The sequence below is a fragment of the Mesorhizobium ciceri biovar biserrulae WSM1271 genome (genome assembly GCF_000185905.1).
Taxonomy (GTDB): domain Bacteria; phylum Pseudomonadota; class Alphaproteobacteria; order Rhizobiales; family Rhizobiaceae; genus Mesorhizobium; species Mesorhizobium ciceri.
The window spans coordinates 897,706-912,418 of the sequence record NC_014923.1 but is presented as its reverse complement, the minus strand read 5'-3'; the positions used below and the strand labels follow the sequence as shown (position 1 = coordinate 912,418).

Annotated in this window: 17 protein-coding genes; 9 read left to right on the top strand and 8 right to left on the bottom strand. The window is 63.2% G+C overall.

Features of this window, described 5'->3' with window-relative positions; all coding sequences use genetic code 11:
- Window positions 1-151: 151 nt before the first annotated feature.
- From rho to hemE, 3 genes are all read right to left on the bottom strand, one after another.
- Window positions 152-1,417 (bottom strand): transcription termination factor Rho, encoded by a 1,266-nt coding sequence (gene rho, locus MESCI_RS04330; protein WP_013528732.1) that lies wholly within the window; start codon window positions 1,415-1,417, stop codon window positions 152-154.
- Window positions 1,418-1,646: 229 nt separating this feature from the next.
- Window positions 1,647-2,183, bottom strand: a complete 537-nt coding sequence (hemJ, locus tag MESCI_RS04325) for a protoporphyrinogen oxidase HemJ (protein WP_013528731.1) — start codon at window positions 2,181-2,183, stop codon at window positions 1,647-1,649.
- Window positions 2,183-3,214: a uroporphyrinogen decarboxylase gene (gene hemE, locus MESCI_RS04320; protein WP_013528730.1), complete on the bottom strand. Its 1,032-nt coding sequence runs from the start codon at window positions 3,212-3,214 to the stop codon at window positions 2,183-2,185. Before hemE ends, hemJ begins: the two co-directional genes overlap by 1 nt.
- A gap of 404 nt (window positions 3,215-3,618) precedes the next feature.
- Here hemE and MESCI_RS04315 point away from each other — a divergent pair, with 404 nt between their 5' ends.
- The 5 genes from MESCI_RS04315 to dnaQ all read left to right on the top strand — a co-directional run bounded on the left by MESCI_RS04315 (window position 3,619) and on the right by dnaQ (window position 7,621).
- Window positions 3,619-4,440, top strand: coding sequence for a pyruvate, water dikinase regulatory protein (locus MESCI_RS04315; RefSeq protein WP_013528729.1), 822 nt, complete (start codon window positions 3,619-3,621; stop codon window positions 4,438-4,440).
- A 238-nt stretch (window positions 4,441-4,678) separates the two neighbouring features.
- Window positions 4,679-5,278, top strand: coding sequence for a Maf-like protein (locus MESCI_RS04310; protein WP_013528728.1), 600 nt, complete (start codon window positions 4,679-4,681; stop codon window positions 5,276-5,278).
- Complete coding sequence (locus tag MESCI_RS04305) at window positions 5,271-6,113, top strand: shikimate dehydrogenase (protein WP_013528727.1); 843 nt, start codon at window positions 5,271-5,273, stop codon at window positions 6,111-6,113. The genes MESCI_RS04310 and MESCI_RS04305 overlap by 8 nt, the downstream gene beginning before the upstream one ends.
- On the top strand, window positions 6,110-6,709 hold the full coding sequence (coaE, locus tag MESCI_RS04300; RefSeq protein WP_013528726.1) for a dephospho-CoA kinase: 600 nt from the start codon (window positions 6,110-6,112) through the stop codon (window positions 6,707-6,709). The genes MESCI_RS04305 and coaE overlap by 4 nt, the downstream gene beginning before the upstream one ends.
- Window positions 6,710-6,919: 210 nt before the next feature.
- Window positions 6,920-7,621, top strand: coding sequence for a DNA polymerase III subunit epsilon (dnaQ, locus tag MESCI_RS04295; protein ID WP_013528725.1), 702 nt, complete (start codon window positions 6,920-6,922; stop codon window positions 7,619-7,621).
- 119 nt (window positions 7,622-7,740) lie between these two features.
- Here dnaQ and secB read toward each other — a convergent pair whose 3' ends face one another.
- Together secB and MESCI_RS04285 are read right to left on the bottom strand one after the other, a co-directional pair.
- On the bottom strand, window positions 7,741-8,241 hold the full coding sequence (gene secB / locus MESCI_RS04290; RefSeq protein WP_013528724.1) for a protein-export chaperone SecB: 501 nt from the start codon (window positions 8,239-8,241) through the stop codon (window positions 7,741-7,743).
- Between the two features lie 130 nt (window positions 8,242-8,371).
- Window positions 8,372-8,872: an FxsA family protein gene (locus MESCI_RS04285; RefSeq protein ID WP_013528723.1), complete on the bottom strand. Its 501-nt coding sequence runs from the start codon at window positions 8,870-8,872 to the stop codon at window positions 8,372-8,374.
- Window positions 8,873-9,089: 217 nt separating this feature from the next.
- Between MESCI_RS04285 and MESCI_RS04280 the strand changes: the two genes are divergently transcribed.
- The 4 genes from MESCI_RS04280 to MESCI_RS04265 are packed head-to-tail and all read left to right on the top strand — an operon-like array spanning window position 9,090 to window position 11,840.
- Window positions 9,090-9,797, top strand: coding sequence for a Tim44/TimA family putative adaptor protein (locus MESCI_RS04280; RefSeq protein WP_013528722.1), 708 nt, complete (start codon window positions 9,090-9,092; stop codon window positions 9,795-9,797).
- A gap of 21 nt (window positions 9,798-9,818) precedes the next feature.
- Window positions 9,819-10,934 (top strand): murein transglycosylase A, encoded by a 1,116-nt coding sequence (gene mltA / locus MESCI_RS04275; RefSeq protein ID WP_013528721.1) that lies wholly within the window; start codon window positions 9,819-9,821, stop codon window positions 10,932-10,934.
- Entirely contained in the window at window positions 10,931-11,461 is a 531-nt protein-coding gene (locus MESCI_RS04270) for a Smr/MutS family protein (protein ID WP_013528720.1), read from the top strand. Before mltA ends, MESCI_RS04270 begins: the two co-directional genes overlap by 4 nt.
- A 10-nt stretch (window positions 11,462-11,471) precedes the next feature.
- Window positions 11,472-11,840: a helix-turn-helix domain-containing protein gene (locus MESCI_RS04265; RefSeq protein ID WP_013528719.1), complete on the top strand. Its 369-nt coding sequence runs from the start codon at window positions 11,472-11,474 to the stop codon at window positions 11,838-11,840.
- A gap of 84 nt (window positions 11,841-11,924) precedes the next feature.
- Here MESCI_RS04265 and MESCI_RS04260 read toward each other — a convergent pair whose 3' ends face one another.
- The 3 genes from MESCI_RS04260 to MESCI_RS04250 all read right to left on the bottom strand — a co-directional run bounded on the left by MESCI_RS04260 (window position 11,925) and on the right by MESCI_RS04250 (window position 14,636).
- On the bottom strand, window positions 11,925-12,092 hold the full coding sequence (locus MESCI_RS04260; protein ID WP_245265299.1) for a hypothetical protein: 168 nt from the start codon (window positions 12,090-12,092) through the stop codon (window positions 11,925-11,927).
- 414 nt (window positions 12,093-12,506) lie between these two features.
- Entirely contained in the window at window positions 12,507-13,124 is a 618-nt protein-coding gene (locus MESCI_RS04255; protein ID WP_013528717.1) for a transglutaminase-like cysteine peptidase, read from the bottom strand.
- Between the two features lie 234 nt (window positions 13,125-13,358).
- Window positions 13,359-14,636: a polyhydroxyalkanoate depolymerase gene (locus tag MESCI_RS04250; protein WP_013528715.1), complete on the bottom strand. Its 1,278-nt coding sequence runs from the start codon at window positions 14,634-14,636 to the stop codon at window positions 13,359-13,361.
- Window positions 14,637-14,713 lie beyond the last annotated feature (77 nt).

Sequence of the window (14,713 nt, the reverse complement as noted above, 5' to 3'; positions counted from 1 at the left end):
CTCCCCTCAAGTGGGGAGATCGGCAGCTTCGCTGTTCCGTTCACCTCACGGCGTTGATAATTGCCGAAAGCGACCAAGGGCGTAATCTCCCCCTAGAGGGGAGATGCCCGGCAGGGCAGAGGGGGGCGCGAAGGATCGCTACCCCATCCCCTTACGTGTTCATCGAATCGAAGAAATCCGCATTGGTCTTGGTCTGCTTCAGCTTGTCGATCAGGAACTCGATCGCGTCGGTGGTTCCCATCGGCGCCAGGATGCGGCGTAGCACGAAGATCTTCTGCAGGTCCTGCTTGGAAACCAGCAGGTCTTCCTTGCGGGTGCCGGACTTCAGGATGTCCATGGCCGGATAGATGCGCTTGTCGGCCACCTTGCGGTCGAGCTGGATTTCGCAGTTGCCGGTGCCCTTGAACTCTTCGAAGATGACTTCGTCCATGCGGCTGCCGGTATCGATCAGCGCGGTGGCGATAATGGTCAGCGAACCGCCTTCCTCGATGTTGCGGGCGGCGCCGAAGAAGCGCTTCGGCCGCTGCAGCGCGTTGGCGTCGACGCCACCGGTCAGCACCTTGCCGGATGACGGCACGACGGTGTTGTAGGCGCGGCCGAGACGGGTGATCGAATCGAGCAGGATGACGACGTCGCGGCCATGTTCGACCAGGCGCTTGGCCTTCTCGATGACCATTTCGGCGACCTGCACGTGGCGCACCGCCGGCTCGTCGAAGGTCGAGGAGATCACCTCTCCCTTCACCGAGCGCTGCATGTCGGTCACTTCTTCCGGCCGCTCGTCGATCAGCAGCACGATCAGATAGCATTCCGGGTGGTTGGCGGTGATCGAGTGGGCGATGTTCTGCATCAGAACCGTCTTGCCGGTACGCGGCTGCGCGTTGATCAAAGCGCGCTGTCCCTTGCCGATCGGCGCCACCAGGTCGATCACACGGGCCGAGATGTCCTTGGTGGTGACATTCTCGATCTCCATCTTCAGCCGCTTGGTCGGATAGAGCGGCGTTAGATTGTCGAAGTGGATCTTGTGACGAATCTTCTCGGGATCGTCGAAATTGATGGTGTTGACCTTGAGCAGAGCAAAATAGCGCTCGCCCTCTTTCGGGCTGCGGATCGGCCCTTCGACCGTATCGCCGGTCTTCAGCGAAAAGCGCCGGATCTGCGACGGTGAAATATAGATATCGTCGGGACCTGGCAGGTAATTGGCGTTGGCGGAGCGCAGGAAGCCGAAACCGTCCTGCAGCACCTCGACCACGCCATCACCGATGATCTCGATCTCCTGGGCGGCCAGCTTCTTCAGGATCGCAAACATCAGCTCCTGCTTGCGCATGACGCTGGCGTTTTCGACCTCGAGCGATTCGGCATAAGCGATCAGCTCTGGCGGTTTCTTGTTCTTGAACTCGGCGAGTTTCATTTCTTGCATAGACGGACCTTGAATAGATGGAGTCTGGGTAGGCTTTGGGAAAATATCGGCGGGATGCGACAAATGCCGGGCGCGGCCGAAAACAACGAGGGGCGGCGCATGACGGGAAGGAAGACCCGTCTTTTATCGTCGGTCGGGTGAAAGAGCAAGCTGCGTTTTGCATGGCCTATGAAGGCCTAAACGCATCAATGCCTGTCGCAGTCTCCTGGCCGTTTTTGGACGACATGCATCAAAACGGCTTGACCACCACCAGGATGACGATTGCGATCATCAGCAATGTGGGGATCTCGTTGACCATCCGCCAGTGCCTGGCCGGTTTTTCATTACGGTCCTCGGCGAATTTGCGCACCGCACCGGCCAGATAGCCATGCATGGCCGACAGCAAAAGCACCGCTCCGATCTTGGCGTGCAGCCAGCCGCCCTGGAAACCGAAACCCTTCCAGGCGAGCCACAGGCCGAACACCCAGGTGACGATCATCGCCGGGTTGATGATGCCGCGCAGCAGGCGCCGCTCCATCACCTTGAAGGTTTCCGACTGCACCGAGCCCTTCTCGGCATCGGTGTGGTAGACCAGCAGCCGCGGCAGATAGAGCATGCCCGCCATCCACGAGATGACGGCGAGGATATGGATCGCCTTGGCCCAGGGGTAAAAACTGTCGGGTGCCGCGAAATACAAAAGCGCGGTGAAAACGATCAGCACGGCGATACCTGATATCATGCGCATCAACGCCTGGCCGGTGCTGTTCGTGTTGTTCATCTGAGCCATCAGCGTGTCGCGCTCCGCACCTGTTTCACCATCGCCTCGACATGGGCGATCGGCGTCTCCGGCGTGATGCCGTGACCGAGGTTGAAGATCAGCGGCCCGTCTCCCAGCGCTCTCAGGATCGCCTCGACGCCATCCGACAGCGCCTTGCCGCCAGCCACGAGCCGCAAGGGATCGAGATTGCCCTGAACCGCACCCGAGCGCTGCAATTCCTTCGCCGCGATCAGGGGCACCGTCCAGTCGATGCCCAGCGCCGTCACGCCGGTCTTCTGTCGATAGGTCCGGTAGCGCGAACCGGCGCCTTTGGGAAAACCGATGATCGGGACATCGGGATAAACCGCCCGCACCCGGCCAACGATCTCGGCCATCGGCTGAACGCAGAACAAATCGAAAGTTTCATCGTCCAGCACGCCGGACCAGGAATCGAAAATCTGCACCACATCCGCGCCCGCCTCGATCTGGCGGATGAGATAGGCGGCCGAATGTTCGGCAAGCACCTTCAGCAATCGTTGAAAGGCCACCGGCTCGCGATAGGCAAAGAGCCGCGCCGGCGCCTGGTCGGGCGTGCCATGGCCGGCAATCATGTAGGTCGCCACCGTCCACGGCGCGCCGCAGAAGCCGATCAGGGTTGTCTCGTCGGGCAATTTGGCCCGCAACCGGCGAACCGTCTCGTAGACCGGTTCAAGATTCACGTGAAACACCTTGCCCTCCAGAGCCAGAATCTCCGGCGCGGTGATCGGCGTCAGCAGCGGCCCTCTGCCCTCTTCGAAACGGACGTCACGGCCAAGCGCATGCGGAACGACAAGGATATCGGAAAACAGGATCGAAGCATCGAAGCCGAAGCGCTCGATCGGCTGCAAGGTCACTTCGACGGCAAGGTCTGGATCATAGCAGAGATCGAGGAACGAGCCTGCTCGCCTGCGTGTCTCCCGATACTCCGGCAGATAACGCCCTGCCTGACGCATCATCCAGAGCGGAGGCGGAAAATGAGCCTTGCCCTTCAGGACATCCAGCATGATCCGGTTCTGGGGCATCGAGCGCTCGCTTCTCCCGGCCTCTTCTAAAATCAAAGATTCTTATATCTAAGATTCTTCTGATTCTAAGAGTCTGTTGGTTCTGGTGATTGCCACCTGTCCCGCTTTGCCCCGGAAAACACCAGCCAACATATTGTCGCGTGCTTCTTTTTCCCAGATGTAGGGTTCTGGGGATAGGTCGGAATCGATCAATCGAGTCAAAGCGTTAGGCAGAGCGGTGAAAGGCAGGTCCTGTGGACGGACTGTAGGCGAAAAAAGCCGTCCCCAAACTTGTCCCCAGTCGCCCGACGAAGCTGACAGCGCATCGAATTGTGGACAAACTGCCATCTGATACAGTCGCCTCCGACCGATCCCTCTTTTCATCCCGCTTTATCCACAGAAGCCCACAGCCCCAGGTGACCCCTGTGAACAAACCCCAGAGCTTCTTCCACCTGCACCTGATTTCCGACGCGACCGGCGAAACGCTGCTCGCCGCCGGCCGGGCGGCTTCGGCACAATACAAGGATGCGCGCGCCATCGAGCATATCTATCCGCTTATCCGCACCGAAAAGCAGGTGGCGAAGGTGTTCGAGGACATAGAGGAAGAGCCGGGCATCATCCTCTATACGGTCGTGGACCAGAAGCTGGCGCGCGGCATCGACGAGCGCTGCGCGGCCATGGGCCTGCCCTGTGTGTCGGTGCTGGAGCCGGTGCTGACCGTGTTCCAGTCCTATCTCGGCACCCCCGCCGGCCGCCGCGTCGGCGCCCAGCATGTTCTCGACGCCGAATATTTCCGCCGCATCGATGCGCTCAATTTCACCATGGACCATGATGACGGCCAGCTGCCGCTCAACATGGACGATGCCGATGTCGTGCTGATCGGCATTTCTCGCACGTCGAAGACGCCGACCAGCATCTACCTCGCCAACCGCGGCATCAAGACCGCCAACATCCCGATCGTGCTCGGTGTGCCGGTGCCGGAAAGCCTGGTTGCCGCCAGCAAGCCGCTCATCGTCGGGCTGATCGCCACCGCCGAGCGCATCTCGCACGTCCGGCAAAACCGCATCCTCGGCAACAGCAGCTCGTATGAGGCATCAGACTATGTCGATCGCGCGGCGATCAGCGAAGAGCTCGCCTACGCCCGTAAGATCTGCACGCGCCATGGCTGGCCGATGATCGACGTCAGCCGCCGCTCGATCGAGGAAACGGCGGCGGCCATCGTTGCCCTGCGGGGGAAGAATAGATAGGGCAGGTAAGATAAGTGAGCACCAGCACCCCTCATCCGACCTCGCTTCGCGAGGCCACCTTCTCCCACAAGGGGAGAAGGAAGAACGTGGCACCGTCGTCTCCGCAAGATACCGCCAGTTGGCGATTTGCAGCGGCGTACGCGCGGGACTTCCCTTCTCCCCTTGTGGGAGAAGGTGGCCGAGCGAAGCTCGGTCGGATGAGGGGTGCGTGACGGAGCGCCAACATGGGTGAATCAGCATGACCGAAAAACTTATCCTCGCTTCCGGCAGTCCGTTCCGCAAGGCGATGCTGGTCAATGCCGGCATCGATGTCGAGGCGGTGCCGGCCGATGTCGACGAGCGCGCGCTCGAGTCGCCTTTGCAGGATAGCGGCGTCTCGCCCGAGGACGTCGCCCTGGTGCTGGCCGAGGCTAAGGCGACCGAAGTCAGCGAGCGCAGGCCGGGCGCCCTGGTGCTGGGCTGCGACCAGACGCTGTCGCTCGGCGACGAGGTGTTCCACAAGCCGGGTGACATGGAGGGTGCCCGCCGTCATTTGCTGGCGCTGTCGGGCAAGACCCATCAGTTGAACAGCGCCGCCGTGCTGGTTCGCGACGGCAAGGTTCTGTGGCGGCATGTCGGCATCGCTTCGATGACCATGCGCAAGCTCGATCCCGCCTTCATCGGCCGCCACCTCGCCCGCGTCGGCGCCAAGGCGCTGGGAAGCGTCGGCGCCTATCAGATCGAAGGCGAAGGCATTCAATTGTTCGAGAAAATCGAGGGCGATCATTTCACCATTGTCGGCCTGCCGCTGTTGCCGCTGCTGGCCGAACTGCGAGACCTGGGGGCGATCGATGGCTGAGGCGTCGAAAAAAGCCTTCGTGTCGGGCCATCCGGTCAAGCATTCGCGCTCGCCGAAGATCCATGGCCACTGGCTGGCCAAACATGGCATCGACGGAAGCTACCAGGCCATCGATGTCGCGCCGCAAGACTTTGCCGTGTTCGTGGAAACATTGCAGGCAAACAATTACCGCGGCGGCAACATCACCATCCCGCACAAGGAAGCGGCCTTCGCATTGGCCGAACGCCGCGACCAGGCGGCGCAAGAAATCGGCGCCGTCAACACGTTGTGGTTCGAGGACGGCGTCCTGTGGGGCGGCAACACTGACGGTCACGGCTTTGCCGCCAACCTCGACGATCATGCACCGGGCTGGGCAAGCAAGGGTCCGGCGGTGGTGCTCGGCGCCGGCGGCGCGTCGCGCGCCGTCATCCATGCGCTGAAGGAGCGCGGCGTTGCCGACATCCGCATCGTCAACCGCACTCTGGCCCGAGCGCAGGAATTGCGCGATCGTTTCGGCACCGGTGTCTCGGCGCATGGCATGGCGGCGACCAACGAACTGCTCGGCGATGCCGGCCTGCTGGTCAACACCACCGCACTCGGCATGCATGGCAATGAAGGCCTGTCGGCGGATCCCGCCCGGCTGCCCGACCATGCCATCGTCACCGACATCGTCTATGTGCCGCTGGAGACGCCGCTGCTCGCGGCCGCCCGCGCGCGAAATCTGAAGACGGTCGACGGTCTTGGCATGCTGCTGCATCAGGCCGTGCCTGGCTTCGAGCGCTGGTTCGGCATCAGGCCGCGGGTGACGGCCGAACTCCGGGCCCTGATCGTCGCCGATCTGGTGCCGAAGCCATGATCGTGCTCGGCCTCACCGGCTCGATCGGCATGGGCAAGTCGACCACGGCAAAAATGTTTGCCGAGGCCGGCGTGCCGGTCCATGATTCCGACGAGACGGTGCATCGCCTCTACGCGGGCAAGGCAGCCCCCCTGGTCGAGGCCGCCTTTCCCGGCACCACATCCGCCGGCGTGGTCGATCGTGCCAAACTTGGCGCGCGCGTGCTCGGCGATGCCGCGGCGCTGAAGCGGCTGGAGACCATCATCCACCCGCTGGTGCGCGCCGATGCCGATGCCTTTCTGGCCAGGCATCGTGGATCAGGCGCGCCGATCGCCGTCCTCGATATCCCCCTGCTGTTCGAAACCGGCGGCCGCAACCGCGTCGACAAGGTCGTCGTCGTCACCGCCCCGGCCGAGACCCAGCGCGAACGCGTGCTGGCACGGCCCGGCATGACGGAGGAAAAGCTGGCGTCGATCCTGGCCAAGCAGGTGCCGGATGCGGAAAAGCGCCGTCAGGCCGATTTCATCGTCGACACCGGCCAGGGGATGGACGCCGCGCGGGCGGAGGTCGCTGCAATCATCAGCCAGCTGATAGGGGTTGGCAAGCCAGGTGGTTGAGCCCACCGCTCGACCGCCAGCTGTCGATGTGAGAGCCGCTTATCTGCCTGCCGGCTTCGCTCGACACCTCTCCCCCGATCGACGGGGGAGAGGAAAGGTGCAGGGCGATGAGGGGCGGCGCAAACCTGTGCGATTGCCCTGGCCATCATAGTTTCTCATTGCCATTTTGTTCCGCTCTCACGATTCTGCTCCTTTGGAGCGACTGATTCGATGCGTGAGATCATCTTCGACACGGAAACCACCGGCCTCGATTCGCGCGACGACCGCGTGATCGAGCTGGGCGGCGTCGAACTGGTCAACCGTTTTCCGACCGGCAGGACCTTCCACCACTACATCAACCCGCAAGGCCGCGCGATCCATGTCGAGGCACAGGCGGTGCACGGCATCAGCGCGGCGGACCTCGCGGGCAAGCCGACCTTTGCCGAGATCGTGCAGGAGTGGCTGGACTTTACCGACGGCGCCAAGCTGGTCGCCCACAACGCCACTTTCGATGTCGGCTTCCTCAACGTCGAATTCGGCCGGCTGGGTCACCCTGTCATCGACAACGGCGTCGTCGTCGACACGCTGGCGCTGGCGCGCCGCAAGCACCCGATGGGTCCTAATTCGCTCGATGCACTCTGCCGGCGCTACGGCATCGACAACACCAAGCGCACCAAGCACGGCGCCCTGCTCGATTCCGAATTGCTGGCCGAGGTCTATATCGAGCTGATCGGCGGCAAGCAGGCGGCCCTCATCCTCGACAGCGCCACCGCGCCGGCCCAGGGCGAGAATGTCCGCCAGATCGAAATCGTCGTCGCCCCGCGCCCGGCGCCACTGCCGCCGCGCGTGACAGAAGCCGAACGTGCCGCGCACGCCGGCATGGTCGGGACATTGGGTGAAAAGGCGCTGTGGCTGAAGGTTCTCCGGAATTAAAATCGTCCCGTTGGCGATCCTTGGCGCCCCCCTCTGCCCTGCCGGCGCCTCAATCGTCCCGCCCAAAACAAAAAACCCGGCGCAAGGCCGGGCTTTTCACAATCCGTGGCAGGCAGCCCTCAGCTCACCTGGACCTTCGACGACGCCTGGTCCTCCGCCAGCTTCTGCTGGAACATCTGCGCGAAGTCGATCGGGTCGAGCATCAGCGGCGGGAAGCCGCCATTGCGGGTTGCCTCGGCGATGATCTGGCGGGCGAACGGGAACAAAAGACGCGGGCATTCGATGAACAGGATCGGCAGCATGTGTTCCTGCGGAAAGCCTGCGATGGCGAACACGCCGCCATAGACCAGCTCGACATTGAACAGCACTTCCTGGTCGAAGGACGCCTTGGCGTTGAGCGTCAGATTGACGTCGAACTGCTTGTCGGAGAGCGGGTTGGCGTTGACGTTGACATTGATGGCGATGCCCGGCGCCTTGTCGCGGCCGCGCAGCGAATTCGGCGCGCCGGGGCTTTCGAAGGACAGGTCCTTCACATATTGCGCCAGAACGTTGAGCGACGGCTGCGCCGCATTGCCGTTTCCGTTGGCTGCGCCGACCGGCGCGTCATCTTTGCTGGCCATAAGCCTTGTCCTCTTGCCTGGGCAGCGTCGCTGACCGAATTGAAATCGGGCGTTCGCTACCATGGCGGGGATGACAAGACAAGGTTTGCCGCCTTGCTTCCCGGCTGCGGCATGGAGATGGGACGGCGCGTTAATCGTCCTTCAGGCGGCGCCACGGCGAGTTGTGATCCGGGCCGCGCTTCAGATCGTCCTCGCGCGAATAGTCGCCGTCTTCGAGGTCGATGACCCTGTCGCGCTGGCGGCCACGAAAACCGCCGGTCGAGAAATCGGTGGCGACGACAATGCGGCCCTTGAACCGGCTCCAGGCAAAGTCGCGCAACGGCGGCAGGAACAGCAGCAGGCCGATAATGTCGGTGATGAAGCCGGGGATGATCAGGAGGATTGCCGCAACCACGATCATGGCGCCGTGCGCAAGGTGGCGGCTGGGGTTCTGGCCGGCGGCCATCTCGTTGCGGATGCGGGCCATGACACCAAAACCCTGGTATCGGAGCAAAAGCACGCCGGCGATGCTCGAGGCCAGCACGAGGCCTACCGTCGCCAGCGCGCCGACCTCGCGGCCGACGATGACGAAACCGGCAATTTCCAGCAGCGGCAGTGCAAGGAGAAAGAAGGGAAGCAACGAAACGCGCAAGTCTTGCCAACCTTTTTCGATCGTTATGACCGTTTTGATTGTTTTGGCCGCCAACTGGCAATCGCCGCTGGCACCGAGGCTGTTAGATAGGTATGCCTGCCTTTGATTTGAATGATTGCGCCTTGCGTTCTATATGCTTTGAATGTTGAACGCTATGCGACCGCGGCCGTTAGGCCGGACGGTCCGGCCACAGGGCAGGGATTGATTGGCGGAAGATATGGGATTCTTCGACTTCGGCACGATTTTCTTCCTGATTGCGGCGGTGGTCATCTTTTTCCAGCTGCGCAATGTGCTGGGCCGCCGCACCGGCAGCGAACGGCCGCCCTTCGATCCCTATTCGGCGGCTCGCACCGGCGACAAGGATGCCGCCCAGAAATCCGAAAACGTCGTCTCGCTGCCGCGCAAGCGTCCGCCAGGCGAGCCGGCTCCCGACGCCTATGCCGCGATCGACGCTTTCGCCAAGCCCGATACCGACCTCAACAAGGGCCTGCGCACGATCAAGGACAATGATCCGTCCTTCGAGCCGAAGGGTTTCGTCGACGGCGCCAAGATGGCTTACGAGATGATCGTCATGGCCTATGCCGACGGCGATCGCAAAACGCTGAAGAACCTGTTGTCGCGCGAGGTCTATGACGGTTTTGTCGCCGCCATCGGCGAGCGCGAGGCCAAGGCGGAAAAGATCCAGTCCTCCTTCGTCGGCATCGACAAGGCCGATATCGTCTCGGCCGAGATGAAGGGCGGCGAGGCGCATGTCACGCTGCGCATCATCAGCGAGCTGATTTCGGCGACCCGCGACAAGGCCGGTGCCGTCATCGACGGCGACCCGGAAACCGTCGCCGAGGTCAAGGATGTCTGGACCTTCGCCCGTGACACGCGCTCGCGCGATCCGAACTGGAAGCTCGTCGCCACCGAGGAAGAAGACTAGGGAATACGCGGCGAGGCTCCGGTGTCGCTATCGCCTCTTTTTGTCGAGAAAGCCTTCGGCGATCTGCCCGGCTGGAACGATGACGACCATTCGGCGGCCTTCGCCGCCTTTCGGCGCTCGGCCTTCCATGTCCTGACCAGACCCTATCGCAGCGGCGCGCTCGGCGTCGACTTCGACGCCTTTGCGGATGCCTACGCCGAGGCCCGGACCGTTTCGCCGGCGAATCGGTCGCCGGTTTTGACCCGCGGGGAGGCCCGCGCCTTCTTCGAGCGCCATTTTGTCCCGGCGCTTATCCCTGCCGAAAATGGGCTCGTCACCGGTTTCTATGAACCGCAAGTCGAGGCGTCACCGGTGCGCACGGACCGGTTTTCGGTGCCGCTGCTGTCGCGCCCGGCCGATCTCGTCGATATCGATGACGCAAACCGGCCGCCGGGCCTGGACCCCTATCTCGCTTTCGCGCGCCAGACGCCGAACGGGCCGGTCGAATATCATGACCGTGGCGAGATCGAGCGCGGCGCGCTTGATGGCAAGGGCCTGGAAATCGCCTGGTTGGCGGACAAGGTCGATGCCTTCTTCATTCACGTGCAAGGTGCCGCACGCCTCGCCATGACCGACGGCCGGCTTGCCCGCGTCACCTATGCCGCCAAATCCGGCCAGCGCTTCACCGGACCCGGCAAGGTCCTGAGCGAGCTTGGCGAGATCCCGCTGGCGGAAGTGACGATGCAATCGATCCGCGCCTGGTTCAAGGCGCATCCGGACCGCGTCGACGAGATCCTGTGGCAGAACCGCTCCTACATTTTCTTCCGCCCGGCCGATGTCGAGGACGTTGCCCTTGGTCCGATCGCCGCCGCCAAGGTGCCGCTGACGCCGGGCCGCTCGATCGCCGTCGACCGCCTGCTGCACACATTCGGCACGCCCTTTTACATCGACGCGCCGACGCTCGCCGCCTTCGACGCAAAACCATTCCGCCGCCTGATGATCGCGCAGGACACTGGCTCCGCCATCACCGGGCCGGCGCGGGGCGACCTGTTCGCCGGTTCGGGCGATGCCGCCGGCGAGATCGCCGGCGTGGTCCGCAATGCCGCGGATTTTTATGCGCTGGTGCCGCGCGCGCTCATTGCGGGTGCGGTCCGATGACCCGGCGCCCGGACAAGCTCAGCGAGGACGACCGGGTTCTGTGGAACCTGGTGGCGCGCACGGCCAAGCCGCTGAAGGGGAAATTTGCCGCCGACATCCCCGAAATTCCTGCCGAGGCCAAGCCAAGCCAGTCGCAGCCCGCCCTGCCCGTAGCCAATGTCGCAGGGACCGCGAAGCCGAAGGCGCAGCATGTCACGCACCGCCTCGACGAACCGACGCTGGACAAATTATCGAAGGGCCGGCTGCCGATCGAGGGCCGCGTCGATCTGCACGGCATGACGCAGGACGAGGCCTACTCGCTGCTGTTCTCGTTCCTGCACCGGGCGCATGCCGGCGGCGTCCGCTATGTCCTGGTCATCACTGGCAAGGGCTCGTCTTCCGGCGGCGATGGCGTGTTGCGGCGCGCCGTGCCGGCCTGGCTGTCGACGCCTGCCTTCCGGCCGCTCGTCTCCAGCCACGACCATGCCGCCCGCAATCATGGCGGTTCGGGTGCGCTCTATATCCGCCTGCGGCGGGTCCGTTCATGAGGACGGGCGCATGACTCCGTTCGGCGAGAAGCTGCGGACGCTGAGAAGCGAACGCGGTGTCCGCCAGAAGGACATGGCGGCGGCGATCGGCGTCAGCGCCGCCTATCTGTCGGCGCTCGAACATGGCAGGCGAGGCGCCCCGACCTGGACGCTGATCCAGAAGATCATCGGCTATTTCAACATCATCTGGGACGATGCCGAGGAACTGGCGCGGCTGGCCGAGGCCTCGCACCCGCGTGTAAAACTCGACACGTCGGGTCTTTCCCCCGCCGCCACCGAGCTCGCCAATCTGCTGGCGGAAAACATCGAGAAACTCGACGAAACCGAGCTTCGCCGCATCACCGCATCGATCCGCGCGGCGTTGAACCAGCGGCCGTAGCCTGACGGTCCGCGCCGGTACAAGTTCGCCTGCCTCACGAGGACACTGCCCGCCGGCGGCCCGCCGGCGGGCAAAGTGGTGAGATCATTTCTTGCCGGCGGTGCCGCCATTTCCACCCCGGCCATGATCGCCGTGGTCGTGGCCATTGTTTCCGCCGCCCAGGCAGTCCGACGCCCCGGCATCACCGCAACAGCGGCCGGCCCAGAGGTCGTTGAGGTTGGTTTTGGCACAGCTGGTGGTCTGATCGGCCATGGCGGATCCGGCCATGCTCGACACCGCGATAGCGGCAAGAAGGGTGTTTCGCAAAAAAGCAGTCATCTGAAGTCTCCATGGTTGGTTTCGGTTCACGGCTGTGTGTCGCTGGCCGGAGCGAAATGGTTCACGGAGAAATGCGAATTCTGGCGGAGGGCCCATCGATTTCGTCATCCACGGGCGGAGCGGGCGCGCAGACCCGAGGATCCATGCCGCGAGTTGCGAGCGTCGCGACGGGGCAAAAGATCTGGTGATGACGGTATGACGATTGCAGGCGCCTGTTCCTGCGCCGCAGCGTTCTTCATCGGCATCACGGCATGGATCCCGGGTCTTCGCGACGGAGCTTCGCTCCTGCTCCGCCCTGGGATGACGAAGCGTTGGATGCCGCCCCTGGGAAGCCGCCGTTGCTGGTGCCTACTGAACCGCGCCGACCAGAACTTGCTGGCCACCGCGGATCGAGACCCAGCGGCCGGTGTTGTCGATCGCCTGCCGCTTGAGGAAGCGGTAGCCGGTCGCGTCCCATGGCTTGACCTTGTCGGTCAGATTGTCGAGCACATAGTCGCCCTCGTCGGTGCGCACCGTCAGCACGGCGTGGCCCTCGCCGTCGGGCTTGCGCACGACGGTGATCAGAAGATCGGCAAGCGAGATGCTCATGCGCGAAAGCTGGCGCCGCTTTTCCAGCACATAGTCCTCGCAATCGCCGACGCCCTTGTCGGGATAAGCCCAGACCTCGTCCTTGCCGTAGATGTCCATGTCGCTCATCGGCTTGACGGCGGCGTTGACCCTGGCGGTGACATTGAGAAGCTTGCGCATCAGCGCGTCGGTCATCGGAGCCGGCGCCAGATTGGCCGGGCGGATCGAGCACTCGCCCGGATGCAGCTTGCAGAAATCATAGTGGCCGATCGGCTGCGAGGTGAGCCCCCCGGTCGCCATCGCTCCACCCGCCAAGGCCGGTGCCACCCAGCCCGCCGTCATTGCCAGCCCGGCCGCCACATACACGCGCAGCCGTCGCGCCATCGATGAGGAAATCATTGTCCCCGCTCACCCTTTGTTATTAACGAAAGGTTAAGGGGGATTTACAGTCCGTGTCAATTACGACGACGGTCGGATTGTCGGCATGGTTACCCGAGGGGCTGGACAGCGGCACTTGTGCAACAGAATCAGCCAGCCGGCCGGCTTTTACCGGTCAATCGCACGGTTTGTCGCCGTTAAGCTTGGTTTTATGCAGGTCATCGTCCCAAAACCCGCAATTGTGGACGACGTGCATTATCTCTTGGCGGCGCGGACCAGCTTCGGCTTCACCGCGACACGCTCCTGGCGGCCATAGCTGGTGATGAAGTCGACGATGCGCGGGACGATTTCGGAGCGGAAGCGAGAACCGTTGAACACGCCGTAATGACCGACCGCCGGCTGCATGTAGTGGGCGTGCCGCTCAGCCGGGATATTGGGGCAAAGATCATGCGCCGCCTTGGTCTGGCCAAGGCCTGATATGTCGTCGTTCTCGCCTTCGACCGTGAACAGCGCGACGTTGCGGATCGCCGACGGATCGATCCTGGTGCCGCGATGCGTCATCTCGCCCTTTGGCAAGGCCTGCCGCACGAACACGGTGTCGACGGTCTGCAGGTAGAATTCGGCCGTCAGGTCCATGACCGCCAGATACTCGTCGTAGAAATCGCGGTGCTTCTCGGCATTGTCGCCATCATGCTTCACCAGATGCATGAAGAAGTCCTTGTGGGCGATGATGTGGCGATCGAGGTTCATGCTCATGAAGCCGGACAGCTGCAGGAAGCCTGGATAGACCTCGCGGCCGAAGCCTGGCACCGGCCACGGCGCATGCATCACGACATTGTCGCGGAACCAGTCGATGCCTTTTTCCTGCGCCAGCAGATTGACCGCGGTCGGGTTGCTGCGCGTGTCGATAGGCCCGCCCATCAAGGTCATCGTCGAGGGCACGAACGGGTCGCCCTTGGATTCCATCAGCGCCACGGCGGCCAGCACCGGCACGGAAGGCTGGCACACCGCCATCACATGCGTGTCCGGCCCCAGCGTGTGCAGCATGTCGATGACATAGTCGATGTAGTCGTCGAGATCGAATTGGCCGTCGGCAAGCGGCACCATGCGGGCATCGACCCAGTCGGTGATGTGCACGTCGGCATAGGGCAGCATCGCTTCCACCGTGCCGCGCAGCAGCGTCGCATAATGGCCAGACATCGGCGCCACGATCAGAAGCTTCGGATCGGGCTTGCGCCCGGCGGGGACAGCGCGCTCGAAGCGCACGAGATTGCAGAACGGCTTCGACCAGACGGTCTTCTCGGCGACCTCGACGCTCTTCCAGTCGACTACGGTCTTGCTCAGGCCGAAGGCCGGCTTGCCGTAGCGGCGCGTGGTGCGCTCGAACAGTTCGGCCGTCGCCGCGATCGAACGGCCCCATTGCGTGTGGGAAAACGGATTGAGCGGATTGGAGTAGAACATCCGCACCGCGTCGGCATAGAGGCGCGCCGGCTGCAGGGCGGCGTGGTTCATCTCATAGAGCTGGTAGAACATCGAGAAACCCCGCTGCTGCCTGCGACCGAAGGGACGACGAGCAGCGCCGAGCCTAAATGTCTCGCGGGGAAGTTAAC